The organism is Pseudoalteromonas sp. SMS1, from assembly GCF_021530565.1.
In the GTDB taxonomy this organism is placed as follows: domain Bacteria; phylum Pseudomonadota; class Gammaproteobacteria; order Enterobacterales; family Alteromonadaceae; genus Pseudoalteromonas.
Window position 1 is genome coordinate 75324 of sequence record NZ_JAKGBI010000009.1, and the last position, 25641, is coordinate 100964.

The 25641-nt window shown below is 41.2% G+C and carries 15 protein-coding genes; 7 read left to right on the forward strand and 8 right to left on the reverse strand.

Annotation, left to right across the window (positions count from 1 at the left end):
• The first annotated feature begins 108 nt into the window (after nt 1–108).
• The 4 genes from L1286_RS11985 to L1286_RS12000 are packed head-to-tail and all read left to right on the forward strand — an operon-like array spanning nt 109 to nt 7402.
• Complete coding sequence (locus L1286_RS11985) at nt 109–4158, forward strand: protein kinase domain-containing protein (protein WP_235407287.1); 4050 nt, start codon at nt 109–111, stop codon at nt 4156–4158.
• 17 nt (nt 4159–4175) lie between these two features.
• Entirely contained in the window at nt 4176–5039 is an 864-nt protein-coding gene (locus tag L1286_RS11990; RefSeq protein WP_235407288.1) for a hypothetical protein, read from the forward strand.
• 48 nt (nt 5040–5087) lie between these two features.
• Complete coding sequence (locus tag L1286_RS11995; protein ID WP_235407289.1) at nt 5088–6314, forward strand: YcaO-like family protein; 1227 nt, start codon at nt 5088–5090, stop codon at nt 6312–6314.
• A complete protein-coding gene (locus L1286_RS12000) occupies nt 6311–7402 on the forward strand; it encodes a TfuA-like protein (protein WP_235407290.1) in 1092 nt (363 codons plus the stop codon). Before L1286_RS11995 ends, L1286_RS12000 begins: the two co-directional genes overlap by 4 nt.
• Here the strand turns inward: L1286_RS12000 and L1286_RS12005 are convergent.
• Entirely contained in the window at nt 7399–7764 is a 366-nt protein-coding gene (locus L1286_RS12005) for a VOC family protein (RefSeq protein WP_235407291.1), read from the reverse strand. The genes L1286_RS12000 and L1286_RS12005 overlap by 4 nt on opposite strands.
• A 459-nt stretch (nt 7765–8223) precedes the next feature.
• On the opposite strand from L1286_RS12005, the gene L1286_RS12010 reads away from it, so the two are divergent.
• The gene (locus tag L1286_RS12010) at nt 8224–10293 is read left to right on the forward strand and encodes a YcaO-like family protein (RefSeq protein ID WP_235407292.1); all 2070 of its coding nucleotides are present in this window, start codon (nt 8224–8226) and stop codon (nt 10291–10293) included.
• Nucleotides 10294–10410: 117 nt separating this feature from the next.
• On the opposite strand, the gene L1286_RS12015 is transcribed toward L1286_RS12010, so the two are convergent.
• From L1286_RS12015 to L1286_RS12035, 5 genes are all read right to left on the reverse strand, one after another.
• Nucleotides 10411–10716 carry an FHA domain-containing protein gene (locus L1286_RS12015; RefSeq protein ID WP_235407293.1) on the reverse strand — a complete coding sequence of 102 codons (306 nt, stop codon included), beginning with the start codon at nt 10714–10716 and terminating at the stop codon, nt 10411–10413.
• A 148-nt stretch (nt 10717–10864) separates the two neighbouring features.
• A complete protein-coding gene (locus L1286_RS12020; protein ID WP_235407294.1) occupies nt 10865–12010 on the reverse strand; it encodes an amidohydrolase family protein in 1146 nt (381 codons plus the stop codon).
• A 55-nt stretch (nt 12011–12065) separates the two neighbouring features.
• A complete protein-coding gene (locus L1286_RS12025) occupies nt 12066–13208 on the reverse strand; it encodes a hypothetical protein (protein WP_235407295.1) in 1143 nt (380 codons plus the stop codon).
• A gap of 3 nt (nt 13209–13211) precedes the next feature.
• A complete protein-coding gene (locus tag L1286_RS12030; protein ID WP_235407296.1) occupies nt 13212–17384 on the reverse strand; it encodes a TOMM system kinase/cyclase fusion protein in 4173 nt (1390 codons plus the stop codon).
• Nucleotides 17385–17887: 503 nt separating this feature from the next.
• Nucleotides 17888–18256 (reverse strand): cupin domain-containing protein, encoded by a 369-nt coding sequence (locus L1286_RS12035; RefSeq protein ID WP_442961729.1) that lies wholly within the window; start codon nt 18254–18256, stop codon nt 17888–17890.
• A gap of 97 nt (nt 18257–18353) precedes the next feature.
• Here L1286_RS12035 and L1286_RS12040 point away from each other — a divergent pair, with 97 nt between their 5' ends.
• Nucleotides 18354–19280 carry a LysR family transcriptional regulator gene (locus tag L1286_RS12040; protein ID WP_235407298.1) on the forward strand — a complete coding sequence of 309 codons (927 nt, stop codon included), beginning with the start codon at nt 18354–18356 and terminating at the stop codon, nt 19278–19280.
• Nucleotides 19281–19401: 121 nt separating this feature from the next.
• On the forward strand, nt 19402–21933 hold the full coding sequence (locus L1286_RS12045) for a TonB-dependent receptor plug domain-containing protein (RefSeq protein WP_442961730.1): 2532 nt from the start codon (nt 19402–19404) through the stop codon (nt 21931–21933).
• A 769-nt stretch (nt 21934–22702) separates the two neighbouring features.
• Here L1286_RS12045 and L1286_RS12050 read toward each other — a convergent pair.
• Both L1286_RS12050 and L1286_RS12055 read right to left on the reverse strand, forming a co-directional pair.
• Nucleotides 22703–22843 (reverse strand): hypothetical protein, encoded by a 141-nt coding sequence (locus L1286_RS12050; RefSeq protein ID WP_235407299.1) that lies wholly within the window; start codon nt 22841–22843, stop codon nt 22703–22705.
• 1532 nt (nt 22844–24375) lie between these two features.
• Nucleotides 24376–25593 carry a tyrosine-type recombinase/integrase gene (locus L1286_RS12055; RefSeq protein ID WP_235407300.1) on the reverse strand — a complete coding sequence of 406 codons (1218 nt, stop codon included), beginning with the start codon at nt 25591–25593 and terminating at the stop codon, nt 24376–24378.
• Nucleotides 25594–25641 lie beyond the last annotated feature (48 nt).

Here is a 25641-nt window from a genome sequence, read left to right on the forward strand (position 1 = left end):
AATTTTATCGTTTTAACTTCACTGGGTAAAATTTATCTCTAGATGATTTACATCTATGATTTAAATGTGCCATAACGGATTATAAATTTAGAGAAGCTGATCCCAAACATGTCATTAACTCAATTCTCCGACTCGTATATTTTACAACGCTTTGAGTCTTCAAAATATGAGTTGTTAAATAAAATAGGTGAAGGCGGCTTTGGTAAAGTATTCAAAGCAAAGCAGCTGAATACTGGTCAGCATGTCGCAATCAAGTTTTTAGCAATTGATCAGCACTGCGATGAGCAGAAAAAACAACGATACATTGATAGGTTCAAAAGAGAAACGAACTTAAGTAGCCAATTACAACATCCTAATATCGTTAGGCTACTCAATAAGGGCCAAATTGATGAAGATTTGCTTTATGGTGTCTTTGAGTTCGTCGAAGGGCGCTCATTAAGAGAGCACCTGCTCATTGAAGGCCCATTTAATGCGCTTGAAGCGACAGACATTATGCTTCAGGTACTCGATGCTCTGATACATGCCCACAACAAATGCATTGTGCACCGAGATATCAAACCCGCCAATATAATGCTCACAAAAACTGGGGCAAAATTACATGCCAAAATATTAGATTTTGGTATTGGTACCTTTACGCAGGACAACCGACAAGCAGATTTTAGAACACTGACACTGACACAAGAAACGCTAGGCACGCCATCATACAGTTCTCCAGAGCAACTGAGAGGCGAACCTGCAACAACTAAAACCGATTTATATGTGTGGGGACTGGTTTTTCTCGAATGCTTAACAGGCTTGCCAGCGATGAATGGCACAAGCGTTGCCGCAATTTACCATAAGCAATTAAGTGAATCACATATTCCGCTACCCAGTGCATTGTTGAGTCACCCCATTTCTGGCCTGCTACGCCGAATTCTAAAAAAAAGCACCACAGAACGGGTCATCACAGGTACAGAAATTTTTGAAGAACTAAAATCATTAAATATGTCAAACTTGGTTGGCCTCGCTACAAATATGCCTGTTCACCCAAGCTTCGATGACGAAACGGTTGTGTATCGACCAGACGAACTTCAGATAGGCTCCCCCACTCAGCAGCAAACGGTTTATACAGAAAAAAAGCAAATCACCGCGGTTGCCATTCGATTTAGCACCACGTTTGTTGACAATAGACAACATGATTTAGAAGTACTCGATACCCTATTCAAATCCCAACGTAATCATTTTATCGATATTGCATCAAGATACGGAGCCTTTCATGTTGGAAGTGTGTCAGACACGTCGCTGTTTTACTTTGGCTACCCCACAACAAGTGATAACGATACGAGGCTTGGCGCTCGCGGCTCACTTGAAATACTCAGTGAGCTCGCTTCCAGAAATGGACTAATGCGGGAAGCTCACGGTGCTCAACTAAATATTCATATAGGCATTCATACTGGCATGTTTGTGACTTACGCAAACGCTACGCCGGAAGGCTATGTCGCCAGTGCTGCGATGGCACTGGCTCGAACGGCCAAAGAAAAGCAAATTCTCTGTAGCCATGATACACAGGCACTACTTGACCATTTCTATGAGTTTGAGCACTTCGTTCAGCTAAAACTTGGGCAGTCATATCACCCTGAGCAAGTATATTCACTACTTGGCGAAAGAAAAGCAGAGGCATTTGGTTTTTTAAGAGGAACCAGAAGTAGTCATGAAATTATTGGTAGAACATATGAGATCAACCAAATTCAATCATTGCTGTCTACGCAATCAACGCAAAGCCAATTAATCCACATACACGGTGATGCAGGGATCGGAAAGTCTCGTCTGCTTTTTGAAATAAGAAATCAGAACCCTAAATTGACCTTTCAACTAGCTCAGTGTTTGCCGGAACATCAAAGTAATGCACTGTATCCAATATTGAATTTAATTAAATATAAATTCGGGCTGGATAAACTGGGCGGAAATGAAGCATACGTACTATTTAAAGAAAAAATAAAAAGTCATGTAGATAGTATAAATTTGGAACAAGCCGTTTCCTCTTTACTAATTTGGTTGAACTTAAAGTTAGATGGTAAACCTTTGCGTGCGCCATCCTCACCCCAAGTACAGAAACAACTGCTGTTTGCATCGGTTTATGCACTGATTTTTAATGGAAACAGCCAAGAAACAAGCTCTAGTTGCCTCGTAATAGAGGATCTCCACTGGGCAGACAACATGACCGAAGAGTTTATTGCATACGCCACCCCCTTACTCAGCAACAGAAGTCACCTTCTTTGCTCTTCTAGGAGAGTACTGCCCAATGCGCTCAAAAATTCATGTGCTTATTCTGAAGTGTCTTTGGCTAAATTAACGGAGCAAGACTCAAGTGCGTTTATTTCAAACCTCTTTGGCGGCCAAAAGGTATCAAGTGACCTTTATCGTGTACTCGTGAGTCGAGCAGATGGTGTCCCGCTCTTTATTGAAGAGCTGGTCGCAATGCTCAAACAAAAAGAGTTAATTGAGTTTAAAGGGGGCGCTTACTGCTTTTCTGACCCTGAAAGTATTAATCAGGTACCACTTTCATTACGTGAGTCACTTCAAAGCAATTTAGAATCTCTCGGTTTTGCCAAAGACACGGTGCAAAGAGCAGCCTTGTTAGGGAGGGAATTCGAACTCAAACGCTTATTGAGCATTGTTGATATATCTGAGCCGCAATTATTTGCCGATTTACAGCTGCTTGTAGAGCAAGGAATTTTAATAAAACAACGCAAAGCGTTATCAGACCATTATATTTTTAGACACGCGTTAATTAAAGATATTGCTTACGAATCCATAGATAAAAGCAGCCGCATAAAATGGCACTTGCAAGCCGCTAAAGTGATTGAGCAAGAAGCACCTCAAGATCCTAATGTCAGCTCTGAAATTGCGCGCCACTATGAAGCCGCTGCCGAATTACCTCTCGCGAGGAAATGGTATTTTCAATCAGCAAAAGTCGCAGAAATCAGATACTCACTGCAAGAGTCAATTGCTTTTTACGATAAATCATTATTGCTAAGCAATTCAGCTGAAACGAAACAAGACACGATATATGCTCAAAGTTTGTATCGATTGGGTCACATATACTCTCAGCTTGGACAGCAAGAAAAAGCACGTGATTTCTTACATGAGCTGACCGAACAATTAGACATAAAACACCACAATACGCTATCTGTTGAAGCGTACATTACCTTGGGCAAGACATTTGAAATCGTGCACCTACATAGTGAAGCGCTTAAGCATTATATGATTGCAGATTCAATTTTAGAAAGCCTTCCCCATTCTGCCTCACCTCAAGACGATACTTGGTGGCAATTGTGGCTCTCACTTAAAAGTGCCCAGTTGTACGTAAACTATTGGCTAGGTAACAAAGTGTCGATGAGCAAACTGGTGTCTTTGACGTCGCCGATAGTTAACCTCATTGGAACAGATGAAGTGAAAGCCAAGTTTTATGATGATTTATTGCATTTAAAGTTCAGGGAAAAAAGGTATATTCTTTCTGATGAAGACCTAAATATTGCACAACTTGCGGAAAACTCATCTAAAGATACACAAGATCCTTCACTGATGGCCTATGCGCTTTTTGTCAATGGGTTTTCACTTTCTTTGAATCAAAAGCATAGTTTGGCCATTGATAAGTTAAACCAAGCAATGCAGATCGCCCACAAACTCAAAGATAAAGTCACGCTCACTCGCTGTGTTACATATCAAACTATTTCATATCGCCTAGCGCAAGATGTTGAGAATACCTACTCATGCGCCATTAAATGCCTTAAGTACAGCGAAGATACTGGTATGCATGATTATAAAGCTGCTGCCCACGCAAATCTCGCATGGGCAGCCTATAAGCAGGGTCAGTTTGCACAAGCAACAGAACAGTTAGAATGTTGCTTTGAAATCTGGGAAGAGTTGAGTAAGACCTATTCATTCCCATTTAGTTGGATTGCATATGCACAATTATTTCCTCTCATGCTCAATGAGCCAAAAATAAATGAGAAGTATAGTTCAAAGATGGCCGCGATCTTTGACCAGTTATCTGACCAGAACCAAATGTTTTTAGGTAACCAAATCCAAACATTGCTAGAAAAACCAGACAAATGTTCTAGCCGTGAATTCTTGATTGAATTGACCAATACACTCACTCAATCAAATTATCTTTAATAAAGGAAAATTATAAAATGCCACAAACTCCTCAAGATAAGCCTAGCTCAAGAAATCCTATCTTCAGTTCAAATAACGCACCTAAAGGTAGTGCGCCAATCTCAGTGGATGACCTTGAAGAACAATGGCGTAAAGTTGCGCACAATTTATTTTTACTAAGACAAAATGGCGACATCGTATACATGGATGTCGATTTTTACACCGAAGGCTCAAGACTTATCGAATGGGTTCACTCAGAGCAGGATATTCAGAAATTCTTTTTAACTGACGAGAATTTGTTCCCATTAAATCTCATGGGCCCTGCGGTCACCAAGGTGATTCCATGGAATCTAGAAAATGCTCAGGATAAACTGCCAAGCACATTTGCAGGCACTGCGCCGTTAAAACCAGGATACCTAATTGATCTACGTGTTATACAGTTGAATCGCTTGAATGCAAATGATCCTAATTTTGTAAGAAGCTTAAATCTAGGCCTTGATACACCAATTTCTTTGCAATCCAATACAATAAGCCCATTCTTCCCTGTGCCAGCAGACAAAGAGTATCAGCTGAGCGAACAAATCGAAGAAGAAAACTTATACGTTGTTTCATTCAAAAACCCAGAGCAAATCAGAGGTATCAATGACCTTTATGGGTATCAAATCAGCTACATCAGTAAAGAAGACCTTGATGGCCTAGACTCTTATGTGCCAGCAGAAACAGATAGAGATGTAGACCTTGAGCTTGATGCGCTGTCTAAACTTCACACGGGCCAATTCCTAGAACGTTACTATGGTGATACAAACGCGCAAGTTGGTGCGATTAACCCACGTGATATGATCCCTCATTTACTGGGTGCAGCTTGCTACATCGCAAACTTGCGTACAATGAAAAACGACTAACTAGGTCAAAAAGGCTCCGATATACGGCGCCTTTCCTAACAAAACAAAATGAAAAAGCACTATTTTGAAGGCACTCACCGTGTCATAAGTCCGCAGCAGACACTCAATAGAATCACCCCGTATTTTACCGCCATGGGGATTACACGGATAGCGAACGTAACAGGCTTAGATAATATTGGTCTACCCGTTGCGACGGCTTGTCGTCCAAATTCTAAAGCCGTCGCAGTGTCGCAGGGTAAGGGGACAACCCTCGTTGCCGCGAAGGTCTCCGCCGCAATGGAAGCCATAGAAACTTATCACGCTGAGAATATAGATTTACCACTCAAGCTGATGAGTTATAACGAACTTAAAAACAGCTACCCATGTGTTGAGCAAAGCTCTTTACCCAAGCTGAATGTCAAACCGTTCTGCCCAAAGGAAAAACGCCTTTGGATTGCCAGCCATACTTTTGTTCAAAATGATCCACTCTATGTGCCTTATGACTTGGTACATTGTGATTACACACTACCTTTGCCAACTGGCAGCGGCGTTTTTCAGATGAGTACAAATGGACTTGCCTCAGGTAATACGCTAGAAGAAGCGCAACTACACGGTTTGTGTGAAGTCATAGAGAGAGATGCGTTGTGCTTATGGTCACTGAAAAGTAACACGAAGTATACCCACAAACGCATTGACTTGGAGACAGTTCAAGATGACACGGTAAAAGCACTATTGGCACAGTTATCTCGAGCTGGTGTCCTATGTGGGGCCTGGGAAACGACAAGCGATGTGGGTGTACCCACTTTTTTGGCAACCATTTTAGATGCAGAAGAAAACCCTCATAGGCGTTTATATTCAGCCTCAGGCGCTGGTACTCACCCAAATGCCATTGTCGCACTTTTAAGAGCGATCACAGAAGCTGTACAAACGAGACTGACACTTATTTCAGGTTCACGCGATGATATCAACCTATCCAAGTATGAATCAAAACGACAGCAAGAGTCCGTAAACCAACTGCGCAACTTACTCTTAGAGAAACCTGAAACGCAGATAGCATTCCAAGCCATACCTAGTCATAGTGGCGAGACAATTAACGATGATCTTAATTATGTGCTTGGCTGTTTAGCGGGTGTGAATATTCATCCCACCTATGTTGATCTAACAAAGCCCGCCTTCAATATACCCGTTGTACGTGTTATTGCTCCCAACCTAGAGGGAATTCATGATGTTCCTGGGTATGTGTTTGGCTCCAGAGCAAATAAACTGCGCGCTCAAATGCAGAGAACTGAAAAATGAAGATAATCGTATTTGCAGGTCCTACAATATCTGAACAGGAAATCAAGACAATATTGCCTATGGTAACCGTCAGGCCACCAGCTAAACAAGGCGATATACTTAAAGAAAAAGCTTCCAACCCTGACATTATCCTACTTATTGATGGCACATTTGAACAGCATCCCGCGGTCTGGCACAAAGAAATCTTAGATGCAATGAAAAGTAACGTCGCAGTCATTGGGTGTTCAAGTATGGGTGCATTAAGAGCATCTGAGTTATCGGTGTACGGCATGATAGGTGTGGGTGAGATTTTTCAGCAATTCGACTCAGGTAAACTGGAAGATGATGATGAAGTGACACTCCTACACACCGACAGTCAGTATGGGTATGCTCATATTTCTGAAGCTCTGGTTGATATTCGGCATGCCCTCCATGAGTGCGTCGTCAAAAACTTAATAAGTGAAAACATTGCTATCCTAATAGAAGCGGAGTTAAAAGCGACTTGGTACCCCAATCGAACTTATACATTGATGTTTGAAATCGCGGCTAAACACCTCTCTGAGACAGCATTAAAATCATTCACTGACTATGTAAACCAAATCACTTCGCTGAAGAAATTAGATGCGCTTACAGCATTAAAATTAGTCAAAGATGTACAAGAAAAGCGCTCCACTTTTGCCCCTCCGCCAGAGTTTGATTTCAGCTTCACAGATGCTTGGCAAATGATGCTAGACGAATTCGTCAGCGAAAAAACGCAATCACTTTACAGTAACGATACGTTGTTGAAGAGCGGCACCCTGCTAGCGGGTTGTCAACCACACATACTAAATCGTTTTTTAGCAAGCAAACTTATGCCAAACGTCTCCAAGGACGACACCTTTCCGACGATGCTAAAAATTGCGACCACTTGGGACTGTAGCAGTGCAGGCAAACCCGACTTTAACAAGTTAGGAGGCGTATTAGATGAGCTTGGTATTACACCCAATGAATTTATCGCGTTTATTGAAAGGGAAACCACACTCGACATGCTAAAAGCAAAACTGGCAAATCAAACCAGTTTCGCAATTGACGAAGTTTTAAGTACTGGTGAACTCGAAAAACTCCGCTAGCCTTTCATTTGTATCACTTCGATCACATTTCCACTTGGATCTGCAACGGCAATGTAATGGGCAACTGGACATTCTTGCGCTTTGTCATGAAGCAGGTTCAAGTTTTTCTCTTTAAAATCAGCGAGCGTTGCTTCAAGGTCAGTCGTAACCAAATTTATAATCATCTGCGACTGATCTGGGTAGGTAAGCACTTTTGGTTGTTCAACTTTGTTTAAGATAATCGTTAAATCATCTTTTTTCACATACATCGCTTGCGGGAGTAAATCGTCCCCTACAACATCAAAGCCAAGTCCTTTAACGTAAAATTCTCTTGCAGCCTCGATATCATGAACACTTACCTGCAATGCAAAAAGTTTTAACATGTGTTTCTCTCGTTATTTCGTTGAAGTTCATAATTTAAATAAATTAGGCACTCAATACAATATCTACTTGATTATAAAAGCCAAAACATGACTTTTTGGCAGCGCTTTATCGCTCGCTATACACCCGCGCCTAGCGCACCAAAAAGCTATTCGAGATGAAAGCTAGATATGCTTTCAACAAGGACAACTCGCGACATCGGTTGATTAAAGACGTATTGCTTCGCAACATTAACGGCACAAAAGTATAAAGCCATAATTGCGTATCGTTTAAGTAAAATGATTTATTAATGGCCCAAAACCAAACTGGGTAAGAGAGACACTCGTTTTAGTTACAGAGCCAGCGCAGTGCATATACAACAATGCGCCTAAAAGAGCTGGCCTACCTCTGAAAAAGTTCAGTATTATACTCTACACACTCAGGAAGTTAGTTTTAAAGTTTATTGTAAAGGACTCGTCACCATGAAAGATAGAATAATAAGTTGGCAACCTCCCTACCGTGTCATCCATTTACCAAATGACAACCTCATTGTGATCAGCGCTCACAGCGAGTTTCTTTTTGAACACACTGCTTTTCCGCTATTTCACTTGATTGATGGTAAAAAGACACTGAGCGAAATTGCAAGTCATGCAAAAAGCCAGCAAGACCTGATGCGATTTTATGCTGTATGTGAACATTTTCTAGCAAAAAAACAATATATAACAGATACAAATAACGTAGAAAAGCCAAGGCTACTCAATAAGATTACAAGTGTCGGCAAGCGACTGTTTAGTAATTTAGACATCGGCATGCACACCCATATTTTCGATGTCGAACATGTCCAGTTATTCATTTCTGATAATTTAATTTCAACATGTAAAGCATTGCGTTACATCGACGGCGTAAAAAGTGACTGGCCTATCTGTATTGTCGCTATCACCGATACTTATTCTCTTATCAGTCCCATCCTTTCTAGCATACAAGACGCGGACTCCTTAGCGCAGGCTTTAGAACCCAATAAGCCCGTTTTACAATTCGTCAAAGCGTATTCTGGGGCCGATTTTACAATACCCGCACCTATCAAGCGTGACGCTTGCACGGAGAAATTTTTTCGTTCGTTAAATAAAATAATCGTGCAACATGTGTCTGATCAGAAACGAAGTCGAACACTCATTGAATATAACCACGACACACACCATATTGAAACGCACCCCTATCAGCCACCAACAGCGATTCACAAACTTGATGCTAAAATTTCACTAAGCTCTCAACCTGTTACATCTGATGATGATGGTGGCTCTCGATGCGTCTCTGCTGAACAAACGGTAGAAAAGTTAAAGCCATTTATCAGTCCAATAACGGGGCAGATAACACATATTGAAAAACTGCCACAACCGCAAGAAAGTTCAATTTCTATTTTTAAAACTGCATTTTTCAAATCGCTTCCAATAAAGTACGCTAACACCATAGATAACAATAGTTTTGTACAGATTTGCTTAGGGAAAGGCATCAGTGAAGCTCAGTCAAAGGCCAGTGCTCTGTGTGAGACCATAGAACGCAAAAATGCACAATATCGGCATATTCCCCCCTCAATCTTTGCAACTCAGTCAAAACTACCTCATCGCAGTTATCATTTTAATCAGCTTGTGCCCTACAGTGATCAGCAATACATACAATTTGCTGACCTATCGAACGCAGAGTCTAACAGAACTCAAGCTGTCTTGGCGTTTAACGATGGCCAAATCCATTGGCAGCAAGTGTGGTCTTTGACCCATAACGATCCTGTTTATCTTCCATACGTCAGTTGTTTTGCTAATACCCCCTATGAGGAAGATGTATTTGGAAAATGGCATTCTAATGGATGTGCAGCAGGAAATAATCTTGAGGAAGCAATTATGCAGGGATTGTTTGAGCTGCTAGAGCGTGATGCGATTGCGATATGGTGGTACAACAAATTGCCCCGACCATCATATGATCTGACGACACTAGATACCCATTACTATACTCAGCTTGACCAAACTATTTCTGTTGACTACGAATATTGGGTACTCGATATTACATTAGATACTGGTGTTCCTGTGATGGCAGCTATCGGTAAAAACAAACAAACTGCGGGCTGGATTTTTGGCTTTGGTTGTCATTTAAAGCCACATATGGCTGCACAACGCGCTTTGACTGAATTATGTCAGCTCATCCCTATTCGCGACCAAAGTAACGCGCCTTTTGATTTTGATGCCATTGATCAGACAGATTTTTTGATGCCTCATGACAATTACCCTGCTATTTCGCCTAAGTTGAAGCCAAGTAAAGACTTAAAGTTAGATATATTCGCGATTGTCGAGCAACTACAAAGTTTAGGTATGGAAACACTCGCGTTAAATTACTCACAGGAGTTCATACCTATCAAAACTGCCAATGTCTTTGTACCTGGGTTATGTCATATCTGGCCCCAGCTAGGTAACCCTCGATTGTACGAAACCCCTGTTAAACTTGGCTTGATGAACACTGCGTTAAATGAAGCAACTGTCAATCAGCAAGGGCTGTATCTTTAAACATCGTACACACAGGTGTCGTTCGCAGCGAAAACTCTGCTCACTGCATATTTGTGATGCAACGCCGAATGTTCTAACAGTGCTCCTTATTATTAGAGCAATGCACGGTGAGGCCCTTTATTTAGGGGCCTGTAACTCTTTAATTTTAAAACCAATGTCTGTGTTTTTTGCAAAACATATTCGGTCACCTACCGACAACTCATAAGGTACTTCTAAAGCGGCTTTTATTCCATTAATCCAAGTGCCATTTTTGCTTAAGTCTCTAAATATCCATGTATTATCAACCCATTCTATCGTGAAATGAACTCTTGATACCTCGGGACTATTCACCACGGTCTCCACCATGCTACTTTCTCTTCCTACTTTATGGAGCTTTTTGATAGATATGACGTGCCCGCCCAAAGCGTCCACCATACTTGCCATAATTCACAAAATCCTTGTTGTTAAATCAGTCATCTAAAAGGAACCCTAACACCCTTAAAAAAATTGTCACATTACAGAGGATTACGATTCTTCTAATTTAATCAACAGGTAGCAGCATTGCTACCTGATTAAAGTACTCACCTACAGATTAACTCAGGAATGACACCGGATTTACCTCTAATATAGCCCGCACCTCGTCGTCGGTTAACATCGACAGCACTTGTTCGAGCTTTGTAGTGTCAATATGTTCGTGGTCAGGATGCGGAAAATCACTGCCGAAAATCAACTTCTCATGACCAACCCAATTAATAACTTCTCGTAAATTAGGTTCACCTGGTTCAATGGCAATCCAACATTGTCTCTTAAAGTACTCTGAGGGCAACTGTTTAATATGCGCCCTAGTCAAAGACCTAAACTGAGGGAAGCAAATAGTGTCCAGACGACACAGCCAACTTGGTAACCACGATGCGCCCGCTTCTAAGAAGGCGAATTTAAGATTGGGGTGCCTTTCTAATACCCCTGACTCGAGTAAGGATACAAATGCCATTTGCGCTTCCATTGGGTGAGAACAAGCATGCAAAGCAAAATGCGAGGTAAAATGGTCAGTTCCTACCGTGTTCAATACTGCGTGAGTGCCTCCATGAATAGCAACACTAATATTGTGTTCATCACACAAGTCCCAGAAAGCCTCATATTCCGGATCCCCGAGTAAACGACCTCTTATTTTTTCGGGTCGTAATGCGATGCAACTCCAGCCATAATCAATGATTCTTCTCAGTTGGTCTAACATTTTTTTCGGATCATGTCGGCTTATCACACCAACCGCAATCAGTTTTTCAGGATCCAACGCACAGTAATCCCTCAACCATTTATTGTATGCATCCGCGAATGCGACTGAAACATGATCGGGTAGTTTTTCATGATGTATTATATTGTTGCCAAACGTGGGAAGTATGCAGGCTCGATGGATGCCATCTTTCGTCATCTTGTCTAACTGAGTATCAGGGTACATAGCGAGCTTGCGTTCAGATTCATTATTTCCTTCAAGACACGCTAATTTAATATCTTCTCCCCAGTGTAAAAGCGTTTCATGCTGGCCAATCATATATTCTGGGGGGACAAATACAGGCTCAGGCACGCCCATCTTTTTCGCCCGAGCAAGTGCTTTTTCCTCAGTATCAAACTTCATCCAAATTGGATATTTTTCATAAATTTCAGGGCTCACGTATTGCTGCCACATCTCTAATGGTTCAATAACATGCCGATCTACATCGATTATTTTATATTTACTCATAAATGAATGACTCATCGAAAAGGCATAACCTAAAGCTATGCCCATACATTACGTTTTAAAGAGAGCAGAATGGGTGATTTGGGCGCTTACCCGATAAATCAGCTAAGGCTACAGGCTTAAAAAGCGTTCTTGATGGTGGCTTAGGAATCGTAAAGCGTAATGTGCTTGCATACTTTCCGTCAATGACAGTAGCCGCTTTTTGTTCTGCTTCTGTTTCATGAGGTGGATATTGCACTATAAGCGTCAGGTTACTGGGTATTTCAAATGCTAGACTGCTCAGCATCTGTGGGTAGTTTTCAATGCTAGTGTTGTTTTTAATTTGAAAATCTGGGTCGGCAGTCCAATTGTAAGCAACTAATCTAGGGACAAAGTTAACCCATTCTGACTCAATTAAGATACCTTTTAGTTCATCAACATCGCCAGTCTGGCCATCAAGATTAAAAGTATGCAACTCTCCTTGTGTGTCAGAGCTGGTGTCTTTCGATTCGTCATAGATTTTAAGATCTGTACCAGTATATACAATAAAAGGTTGGTGATTCGAGTAATCAACCGTTTGATCCCAGACATCATCAGAGTTGAAGGGCGTTGCAAATGGCAAAGGTAAAGGGAGGTACATCCGTTTACTAATAAAATCAGCTTGTACAGCAATTTGCTCTTCTTGTGTCACTGTAATAGGCGGTATCACTACTGAGAATTCTGTATCAATACGTTGCCACGCGTTTGTTGGAGTAAACGCATCACGCCAATTAAAATAAGGCTGTTTGTTTGCAGGACTTTTGCTGCAAAGATTGGGCTGAAGTTTCAGAAAAATGGAGCTTAACGCACGGCCTGAACGAAGCGCTACGTAGCCTTCTGAGTGCAAGCTTATGTTCACAACCCCCATTTTCTGCATAATTACATACATCAATGCACAGTGAATTAGTTCAGCTTCCTTGGCGTCTATACCATTGCCCCCATTAAATAAAACAGACAGTTTATCGTTGTTCCATAACACGTCTTCATAAGACCAAAATATTTCGATAATAACAGGCCATACGGCATTCCAATCTTCAACGGTCTGAATAGCCGCATTATCGACTAGCTTGTAAATTGCAGACGGGTTAGCCGCTTGTTCATCTAGCGTCGTGATTAAATGTCCAGATTCTAGGAGTTTATGAAGCTGATCCCAGACAGAGCCATGTGTTGATTTAATACCCATATCTTATTCCTTAGTTGTTGAGGTACGATTGACGAGTGACATAGCGCGGCGATAAAAATAAGTCCGGCTACTGTTTTCAAAACTGAGTAGTTGTTTAATTTCAGAACTTTGGGTCACGGATTGACCGAGCTTGACTTCATACTCTCCAAGAATCACCATTGCGAGCAGCTGATAGGGCCAGATATTCATTTGCGAAGCCAGTTCCGCGGCACGCTGTAAGGTGTGCGCAACTCTTTTTGATATTGTCTTATCAAGCGCAAAGTAACACTGAGCAAGCTCACACAATAACGCAGGATGTGAAAGCAACTCATCTGCACGCGTTAGATCAGCGACTGTAGATTCAATTAAATCAATGGCTATATCGTAGGCACCTTCTTGTCTGTAAAGGTCGCTCAACAACGGGACATACCAACCAATAGCTAACCCTTGTCCACTGTGTATTAACACGTCTATATTTTCTCGTGCGTATTTCGTATCTCCACGCGCACAGCCATCTAAAACTTGAATATAGCGCCCATGCCAAGATTTACTCAAAACGTCTGAGTATCTGTTTTTAAATAGTTGATACTGGTCATTAACCAATTGCTTATCTTGTAAATGCAGGTTCAGTAAACCAACAAATAGGAACGCATTAGATATACTGCCCGCATGGTCTATTTCTATGGCACTCTTTAGCGAGCCTTCTATATATTCTAATGCTTTAATGGCATTGCCACTGAGAAAATGGCAAAACGAGCAAATCGCCGTGGTCATGCACTTTACATCCGTGCCATACTCATTCACTAGGGCCTTATCTTCAGGCCTGTACAGTTCAATACTTTGCTCAAGCATTTGAACTCCGTCCAGTAAATCTCCATCGTGAACAACCGCTTGCCCTAAATGGCCCTTCACTATCATTATTTTTTGGCGATCATTTTTTAGATATGCTTTATCTAAAATATTCATACCTAGGCGCCTAGCCGCCTGGCGTTTTGAACGGTAGTGCAAGTTCAAAAAGTACATCCACTCACACACATCCAGTGTGCTTGCAACTAACTCACTTAATTGCTCCGTACCTCTTTCATCGACCATGCTTTTCACTTCATGGTAAATGTCTTCAACATACTGACTACCGTAACCATGCAAGGTCAACACGGCAGGCATAATCAATTTAGTCGCTGTAAAAAATAATTCATCTCGTTGTGTAATATCAGAAACTTGTGAAGACCACTCTCGAACTTTCATTCCAAATTCAATGGCATCACTGTTGTTCGACAGTTTTACTTGCCGACGTACTGCAATGCACCCATATGCGCAAGCTTTTTGAATGTTATTACCAAAATTGTAGTGAGCCGCAATCAGCCATGCATTGTCATCTAACTGGTTTTGGTGATAAACCTCTAATGCTCTTGCAATCGAAATGTGGGAATCTACTCTGTAGTCAGCTGCCACAGAGTCATAGGCATTGTCTCTCACTAAAGCGTGTTTAAAGATGTACTTATCACCGCTTACCGTCCGTTGCTTAAAGATCAATTCAGCTGCGATCAGCTCTTCCAAATCAAGTTGAACTCGATGCTCTTCTTTATTTGAAGCTAACACAAGGAGGTGATATTCGAATTCTCTGCCTATTGTTGCAGCTAACTGAGCTGTATCTTTGCTATTTTCAAGGTTATCCAGTCTTTGTTGAAGAGAGTCTCTGAGCGTCAACGGTACTGAAGAGATGGACTTTTCATTTTTAAGTTGTAATTGTCCATTGACCTTATGAACCAAACTCTGGCGTATCAGCGATAAAGTCAGCTCTTCAATGAAAAGAGGAATGCCATCAGTCCGTTCCAAAAGGACTGACATAAGCGAGTTACTCAATACCTCGTGATCAAACAAGTACTCAATAAACTGCTGCGTACTTTCTTTCGAGAGCTTCTGAACTTTTAAATAATGGGTAGGTTGTGATGAGAACGCCTTTGGGATCCCCTCTCTAGAAGTGTTAACCCACACATGCCGACCGGCTTTAAAATACGACGAGTTTGTAAAATACTTAATAAACTCTCTACTCGATGGATCAGCCCAGTGCAAATCTTCACATACGAATAAGAAACCTTGATCTTCACTCTCATCGTGACAACCATTCTGGTAACATAACAGTCGTGCGATGGTATCGAATAAATAATCCTTTTGACTTTCAGGGGAAATACCGTCTAGTTCTGCGCCTTCTGGCAGCACAATGTTTAACCATGAAGCTAAAATATACAGACCGATTGCACTCTGCTCATTTTCATTACTTTGCGTATCAATGATTTTTTTAAGTGAATTCAAAACAGTTGTTGAGTCAAGTACATCCACGGCATAGCGATAGCGAACAAGGTTTAAGATCGGATATAAAGCGTTATTCACATGCTCGGGTAAACATTGCGCCACTTGGTGTTCTTTTATAGTGGTTTTATCTCGAAGTTCGAAGATTAGTCTCGATTTGCCAATACCTGCTTCGCCTTCAATGTGGACACAAGGTGTATCGAGCAGCAATGCTTCCCTATCCATTTCGTCAAGGCTTTGACGATTGCCATCAACAGCGTCCAGTAAAAAGGCTAACTCATTGTCCCTGCCTATAAATACAGGGTTTTTTCTCGTTCCTCGTAGAAAGCCGAAGGCCTCTAGTTGACGCTCTCCTTGTAGCGTATACCTTTCAAGATTTGACTGCGAATTAGGGGCGAGTTCAAAATTGATATACGCATCCAGCAGTTGCTTCACATTTTTTGAACACACAATTTGGCCACTACTCGCACAACGCGCCATTTCCATTGCGTTGTGAGCAGCCCTTCCCTCCGGCATATTGTTCGCCAAACTCACCATAGAGCCCGTTTCTATTCCCATCTTTAAACTCGACACTATGCCATGACTGAGTTTAAGGAGCGCATTTTTACTCTGCACCCTACTAACAACTTCTAGTGCCGCTCTCGCGCTCAGTCGACTATCACTATCACTGGCTCTCGGGTAACCAAAATAAAAAACTAATGTATCGCCCAAAGTACCCACATGATAGGCTCCAAACCTCGTCGCGATGTCAATGCATTGTTGAAGCTGGTCCGCATGCATAGTATCGATGACATCTTGCGCACCATCATGTGCACTATTTAACGGTTCACATCCCAATATGATGCAGAGTATGGTTACCTGTTTTCTCTCCGCTAACCTAGTGTATGACAACCCCGAACGTGTATCCGATATTGTTTGAGTGCGTGATTGCACCATCGTTTGTGTGGATTGCTCGGTAGGTACTGCCTCTAATTTTGAACTGGCTGATGCAAGCGTGCCGACCAAGTTCGCAAAATTTATTTTACGAAAAACTTTGTATAGCTCTCCCGCATCCTTCGGCCTCTGATCTACTTTTTTATCTAGTACTCTGCGCATGAGTGACGCAGAGTCATGCCCTGCAAGCACATCCAACGGAATATTCGCAGGACTCAGTTGTTGATGGAATATTGACGCTAAACTCGAACCTCGCATGACGGTCTCTCCCGTCAAACACTCAAGAAAAACCAACCCCCAAACGTAAATGTCAGTTTGCGAGACCGGCGGTTCTCCACGTAATTGCTCTGGTGCACTATAAGCTGGCGTACCTAGTGTCTCTTGGGTTAGCGTGATGCTTTCATAGTCGAGTTTCCTTGCTTCTTGCACCAAACTACCGATACCAAAATCTAGCACTTTGACATGTAACTTTGCACCGGCTTTTAACAACATAATATTTGCAGGCTTGATATCTCGATGGATAACCCCTTTTGCATGTGCATGCGCTAAGGCGTCTAGTACACCTGCCATCACTTCAGCAGCATCAACAGCAGATAAAGGGCCATGACTGGATAAAAACTCTTTGAGAGACTGACCATCGATATATTCATAAACAGCATAGATCAATCCTCCATCGCATTTTCCTCTATCGATTAACTGCACAACATTGGGATGATGGAGTCTGCTTATCAAATCGATTTCTCGGTGAAATCTGGCGACATAGCGATTTTTTTTATCTTCTTCAAGATCGGAAGCAATGCGAAGAAACTTAATCGCGACTAATTGTCCGGTGCTAACTTGTGTCGCTTTAAAAACCTCGCCAAAACCGCCTTGACCTATTTTCTCGAGTAACTGGTAGCGACTGGAGAAGAAGGAGTCTTGTATTTTTGAGCTATTCGAATGTGCAATTAACATATTGTTAGTACTCTTTTATTATCCTTAAATCACAAGAGATACCACATATCTTCCCTCAGACTAAATGTATTTAGATTTCTATGAAGCACACCACTTTAAGCTTAACTAAAAACATCATCAATACAAAAAAATAACACCATTAACAACACAAAACCAGTGGTAATCATTTTGATTACAAACATATTGCCGCAATAGGGAATGACTATTTATTAAACAGGCAGCAAAGAGCATATCAATATTTTTTCCAAACAGCAGTTTTATTTTACAACGCTAGGAATATGAATTTTACGCTATAAATTTCAGTAACTTACTTAATTTCGAATTCGCAAATCTGAACGCTTTTTATTACTTTAAGGTTAGATAATAGCGAGATAACACTGGAAAAGCGCATGGTGGCTCTGATGGACAGAGGAGTAAACGTGATTCTCTATAAAGGACTTCATAAAAGTCACTTTTACAATGCAAAACCAGGGTTTAGTATTTCCCCTTGTATGCCAGCGACCTTAAATCCAAACATCATTTTGCGCCGTCAGGTCTCCACCCGCATCACCAGTATTTACGACCCCGCTGGGTTCAATAATTAGAATATGGCACTCTTGTGTAGCAACGGGTTTGTGCTCTTCTCCTTTTTCAACAACGTACAGCTCTCCATCGCTCAAAGACACAACTCGATCTCTGAAATGAATGTCTAATGCGCCTTTTAGCACAAGAAATAACTCATCGGTATCATGATGTTTATGCCACGTAAATTCTCCCTGTACTTTAACCAGCTTTAGTTGATAATCATTCATCTTCGTAACCACTTTGGGTGACCAATGCTCATTGAACAAGGTCAGTTTTTGTGCCAAGTTTATCGCCGAGTTTGTATTCATTTTCATTGCTCCTACGTCGTATACAATCTAGATTAAGTTGCAATCAAATATGAATCAAATGTACATTTTTCAGATATGCATGAATTTGATACATAATATGGATTTAAGACAATTTGACCAAAATCTATGGCTGGTACTGGATGCGTTGTACAAAACTCACAGTGTTTCCGATGCCGCCGAGCGCTTAAGCTTAAGTCAATCAGCCATGAGCCACGCGCTAAAAAGACTCCGAGTGGCATTTAATGATCCTCTCTTTGTCCGGAACAATGGAAAAATGCGCCCAACTAAAAAAGCATCTGAAATTCGGCCTCTCGCCCAACAAGCGATTGAACTGCTAACCCAGCTTGCCAATGGGCTAGACACCTTTGACGTTAATACTTCTCAGCGGCAGTTTGTTATCGCTGCAACTGACTTTACTATTTCTCTATTTGTCTACCCATTGCTTTCAAAACTCGCTCAATCAGGAAGTAATATACGAATTAAAGTGATAGACCTGACAGCTGAGATCCCCGCATTTGATCTGTCCTCTAACCATATTGATTTAGTCCTGACCTTTAGTCATGAGCAGACAATCGCCACGAAACTGCACGCTCAGCAACTTTTTAAAGGCAACTATCGGGTCATCGCTCGATGCAATCATCCATGTATTTCGAGTACCCTCACCCTAGCAACCTACTTAAAAGCCAAGCATGTTTTAATTTCTCCTTGGGGAGGCGAGCAAGGTAGTTTAGATAGGGAGCTACGAAAACGAGGCTTGTCTCGCCACATTGCCGCCGTGCTCCCTCAATTAATGCATGTTGTTGAGCTGGTTAGTCACAGTAACTTAATTGCGACTGTCCCAGCCGCCTCGCTCAGTCAACAAGCCTGTAACGATGTAATGATTTTAGAACCTCCACTGTCATTACCAGACTATAAATTGTTCATGGTATGGCATCCCTCGTTTAACCTAGACCAAGGTCTAATATGGCTGCGTTCTGAGCTCGAATCTATTGCAGCACAAATACTTGAAGGTAATTCATACTGATACCTTTGGCATTTTGTTTACATAATTAAAACAAATGAGTTGCGCTTGCGTTTTATTTATGACAACTTCTACAGCAGGCAAAGCCGTTACAATAAAAAATAATTATATAGAGTAGTAAGTTATGACAGGATCTCTTAAGCTATCACCAATAGCACTGGCACTATTAAGCAGTACCATGATGGCGCAAGCCAACGAGCCAACCGAAGAAAAAATTGAAACAATTTCAGTCCTCGGCTCCAAAGTCTCAAATCGCACAGCCACAGAATCAACCTCTCCCATCGATATTTTAGATACTGAACAACTCAACAAAGGTGGTTTCACAGAATTAGGGCAAAGCCTCCAATCAATTGCTCCCTCTTTTAACTTTAGTAGAACGCAAGTATCGGACGGTTCGGATTTATTTCGTCCAGCAACGCTCAGAGGATTACAACCAGATCAAACACTGGTGTTGATCAATGGTAAACGCAGACATACCCAAGCTATTTTTGGGCTATCAGGTACCGTTGGCGCAGGCGCGGCTGGAACGGACATGAATTCAATTCCAATGATGGCACTTAAAAATGTTGAAATTTTACGTGACGGTGCGGCTGCAAGATATGGATCTGATGCCATCGCGGGTGTTATCAACCTGTCTTTAAATGACTCAACAGGCGTCACTACCGGATTTGTGCAAGGCAGCTCAACGGGTGAAGGCGATGGCGACACCTATGCACTGGGCCTAAACAGGGGGTTTGATTTGGGCAATGAAGGGGGCTTTATCAATGTATCTCTGGAGTACAGAGATGCTGATGGCACCAACCGAGCAGAGCGTGATACTGGTGGTTCTTCTACAACGCCTAAAGGCGACCTTTCAAACTCTGTGCGCTGGCGCCAAGGTAACTCAGACAGTGAATTTATTTCCGTCTTTTACAATGCTGCCCTCCCATTAGGTGACAAAGAGTTATACTCATTCGCTGGCTACTCAAATCGTACAGCATTAGGCAATGGATTCTACCGAGATTTCGACCGTGCTGAGCGCAACGTACCTCAGGTTTACCCAGATGGTTTTCTGCCGCGTATAGATAACGAGGCCGAAGATATTTCTTTCGCAGTCGGGATCAAAGGCGATATTAACCCAGACTGGAACTTTGATTTGTCGACCGTATATGGCGAGAACCAATACGATTACTCTTCATCCAACACAATCAATGCATCATATGCTGCGGAATATCTAGCGAATAATCCGAATGCAAGCAGCCAAGATATCGCAAACAATGCAGGACCTAGGGGCGGTTATTCTGGCGGATTCCGTTTTGATCAGTGGACCACCAATTTAGATATTAATGGGGTCATAGATAGAGCAAATGCTGAGCCAGTTTATCTCTCTATTGGCGCAGAATATCGCAAAGAAAATTACCAAATAGTCCCTGGTGAAGTTGCATCATATGCCTGTGGCGCTTCGAATGCAGAACGTTCATTTGCCTCTGTGATTAACTCAGAAGTATTCGCTGATTGTGGTTTTCAGGCATATCAAGGGTTACGACCAGATGCAGCAAACAGTGCATCGCGTTCCAGCCACGCAATTTATCTTGAAGCAGAGACCTTACTGAATGAGAACTGGCTTGTTAGTGCTGCGCTGAGGTATGAAGATGTCTCAGATTCTGGTGACGACACGATTTGGAAATTAGCAACTCGCTATGAAGTAACTGAAGATTTGGCTATTAGAGCAGCCGCTTCGACAGGATTTAGAGCCCCTTCTCTTCAGCAGTCAGGCTACACAGCATTCACGACGACGTTAGGTGGTGACGGCTCGTTGGCAACATCATATACAGCAACTGCGGGCTCTCCTTTCCCATCGGCTTTGGGCATTGACGGATTAAAGCTTGAGTCTTCAGATAACTACAACTTAGGCTTAGCCTGGGATGTAAGCGGTAATTTGTCGCTGACCTTGGATTTCTATCAAATCAAAATCTACGACAGAATCAATTTAGGTAGCTTCATTGGCGCAGATAGCGCTGAGCTCAGCAATTTTGCCGACGCAAACACGGCGTTAAAGGCTACCGGTGCCGTTCAAGGGAACTTTTTCTCCAACTCATTAGATTCAACCACAAAAGGAGTGGATTTAATTGCATCTTACAACACCGACTTTGCCAGTGGTGAACTTGAAATTACCTTTGCTGCTAACAAAAATGAAACGACCATCGACAGGGTAAATTCACCCGACGGTATTCCAGATACAATCGCACTCGACGAGCAGCGCCGCTCCTTCTTGACCCATGGACAACCGCAAGAGCGCGCTACTTTAACGTTTGATTACAAAGCAGAGCACTGGTCCTCATTGTTGAGATTCAATTACTTTGGAGAAACTGAGGTAAGCTATTTTGCTGGCAGACACATTGTTTTACCGGATTCTTTATCTCCAACTAATAGTTGGCAACAAACCAGCGTGGTTGAGTCCGCAGTATTAGTTGATGTGAACTTTGGGTATGAACTAACAGAGAACCTTAACTTGTCCGTCGGGATCGACAATCTATTTGACGAAACACCTGATGAACTTGGTGAAGATGAAGTATTAAACTTTATTACAAATGGCGCGATGCGTTACCCTCTCAGGGCACTACCTTATGGCTTTGATGGCATGACTTATTACGCAAAAGTTAGCTTTAGCTTTTAAAGCAATTCTTTGAATGGTAAACATCGAGCTGTAGCTCGATGTTTACTATAAATAATATGCCTGATCTCATCTTAAGCAATCAAACCGTTTACCCCTACGCATTAGCAACGCACCATTGCGCACCTATGAATAGACACAAAATCAAAATAACTGTCTATAAAGTACATTCAACTAAAAAAGGTTCTCGAATAAAATCATCAGATACTTAAGGTTAAAACACGGGGAGATATGAAAAGAAATTGTCCAACACCAATTAAAACACGCTATATAAAGTCGCATATAACGACTTTATTTCAATTACAATCTCACCCTACAGCAAGCAAAATTATTAAACTCTAAAAAAGTCATTACCTGCATTTATTTATAAAACAAGACCGGCCACACTACCTAAAACCCTGTATAGCTACACCTTAAACATTCCGTAAAATTTAAGAAATCATTAATTACTAGGAAAAAACATTATTTATAAAAATAGAAATTACTAACTTACAGAAATGCCGATACAGCCCCTCACAACAGCGTATTAATGAACTACCCCTGCCATTAAAAGGTAGATAGACTTACAATTAATCGTGCTTTCATAAAAGCACCTGCATACTTGCACACTCTCAAGTCAGTTCACAGTTTACGCTGACAAAGATAATTTGTCCGTCTAAAAATAAAATGTATTACAAAGAGAAAGTGCACCAGTAATTCAGAAAATTTGAATCAGCACATCTGTAAAACAGGGCTTAGTTAACTAAGCCCTGTTTGCTCTGATTGTAAGCAGTTATGCTGCTGGTGGCTCGTCGCCTCGTGCAGTCGTTAGATCAACGTCACTTGGGAGAGATGTACTACCATTGCCACCTTTAACTTCCCGCAGCTCTTCTAATGACAGTTTTTTTAGACTCTTTTTCTTCAGTTTTATCATACTTCAACACTTATAAACATTAAACAAGGGACCTCATTCCCAATCAAGCATTCAGTATACTGGTTGACACTGAAAACACGAAAGGAATAGTGTTACATTTTGTACCGAATACGATATTCCTACTTTTAGTTAGAAAGTCGCCATTTAATAATTGGATTTTCAAGCTGTAAATATACAAATTAAATCAGAAAATACACGCCTTTTATAAACTGAGAACCCCACTCAAACAGGGAAATAAAACTTAAAAATCAATTGCCATTATGCCAAACAAGTGAGAAAAAATATTAATACATATACCATGGCAAAATAAACCTGCGTTAATCACTCAACCGTGGGGGGTTCCATCAAGTCAGTTGTCGCTGTGACTTTATCTTGTAGGATAGAGGTATCCCCCCCGTAAACTCGTGCAGTTTGTTTAACCGTTAATTCCTTTAACTTTACTTTTTTTAACTTTATTTTTTTAACCTTCATACTCTTTCAACTCGAAATTAAAAATTAAACACTACTTCAATAAAAAAAGAATATACAGAACAAAACTAGTCAAAATTAAAATACATAAATTATATCATCCAATGTTAATATTGAAAAAATTTATTAAATAACAAATTTACACAATATGAAAACTTTCATCCTAATTATCTAAATCAGGATGATTAATTTAAAACATATAAGATTTCTAGATTATAGCTAGATTAAATCCAATACATACACACTGGCTTAACCAACAAAGCTCTAACGGGCAAGATCAAATGCTTAACTGGGCATAGTGTTTCATACACATTGGCCAATTTGGATGTGTAACCGTGCATAACATTATTGGAATCAAGAGTGGAACCAACTAATGAAATTTGCAATAACAGGAAAAGGCCTCTTTTTAACTACCCGCCTCTTCCACACTACTCTTAGCAGGTTCATCTAGAACCATTAACATGTTTAATTTGCTAGAAAAAATAGCGAGACTTCAGCTTGTACAAAAAGGAGTATTGAACAGCAAAATTCAAGTTAATACAGATTCATTTACTCCCAATACTAAACAAGATATGGGACTGACAACCATTGAAAAAACCGCTGAGTGGAAAAGTTATCTCTAAGGCCTCGATGGACAAAGGCCTAAATGTAGAGTTTAGAACTAATTATGAGAGAAGCCATCCATAACCTTTGCAATCACAGAGTTACATCGGCAACGGTACAATGCAACACGCTAACTTTATCGTTAAACAAGCAACATGTTTCGCAATTGGTATGCCTATGAGCACTCTAAAGGCATTATAACTAAATCGCTAGGTAGGGGTCCTTATCAATAGCCTGTCGAGTTACAGTTTTTTAGACATGCCAGACGTACCTGTTTTCATAACAACACATTTAGTATTAGGAAGGTCAAAGATAACCCCCATAGATGAGCCAACTCACCCCGCTGGCGATCTTATACAATTCCAAATATTCATGTGAATAGAGAAGTATTAGTAAACCGATATTTTCCATAGCATACAACTTTACCCCTTATTGATAAAACCTTTAAAAATCATAAATTTTTAAGAAAAAGTCTCCTCTAAGGAAATAATATTTCTCTCTATAGTCTTCCAATACAACTCATATGCCCTAGCCTGGTCTTTTAAGTAATCGTGTTTGTTGTACACTGCCATGACTCCACGCATCGCATGGCCTAACATTTTTTCGGTTACGTGCGGTAATACTTCTTGTTCACTTAACAATGTACTTAAAGAGCGGCGGGCATCGTGCGGCACAAACTTAGCGACTTTATGGTTTTCATTTAGATGTTGCCACATGCGTGCACAAAACCTATTCACCGCGTGGGTTGTAATAGGTTTGTTTGGGTTACTGCCAGGTATAACTATTCCACTCTTGCCGTAAACCAGAGCAAGGTTATCGAGTATTTGATGCATTTTATTGCTTATAGGACGACGTATTGCTTGATTGGTTTTTGAGTTCTCAGGCGGTACTGTCCAAATGTTGTTTTGTAGGTCAAGGTCTTCCCACTTCATAAGTCTGACTTCTGACTGACGTGCACCGGTTAAAAAGATCAGTTGCAAACAAGCTTTATTCGCTGGCGTGGCTTTGGCCTGCTCTATTTGACGCCATAACAACGCAATTTCATTAAACTGTAAAAAGCGCTGCCCTTGTGATGCTGGCTCCCCAACATGCTTCGTTTTAATATTAAATAAGGAATTATCGTTGGTAACCTCTCCTCTCGCGGCAGCCCACCTAAAAGCAGTCTTTAATCTAACCAGCATAATGGGAGCAAGTTTCGGTGACCCAGATTCAAAAACAAAATCAAAATAGTTGCTCCAATCCAATGGCTTCATTTGGCTCGCTGGTTTTTCGGTGAGATACTTATTTGGTGCGATCCACTTACTGATATTGTTTTCGTAGAGTGTTTGCGTTTTGGGCTTGAATAAACGTTTATTTTTGTTGTACCACCTGTCTACAATTTGAGCCGGCGTTAATTGCTCTTCTTCACTCGTTTTGTACAATTTAAGTTGAAGTCTAGGATCTTCACCATCTGCTATCCACCCCTTAAGTTTATATGCTAAATCTTGCGCATCTCGAATCGACAACTGTGGATAGTAGCCTAATGTAATTACTTGCTGCTTGCCTGAATATCGACAGCGATATTGCCAAGATATTGTTCCGTTGTTATTACGTCTTACTCTCAGCCCGTCTCTATGAGATAATGTGACGGGGTCGTTCTTCTTGTTTACTAGGTTTCTTAATTTAGCATCAGATAGCATTTTACGACCATACACACACTTGCAAGTTTTGATACACACACCTATACA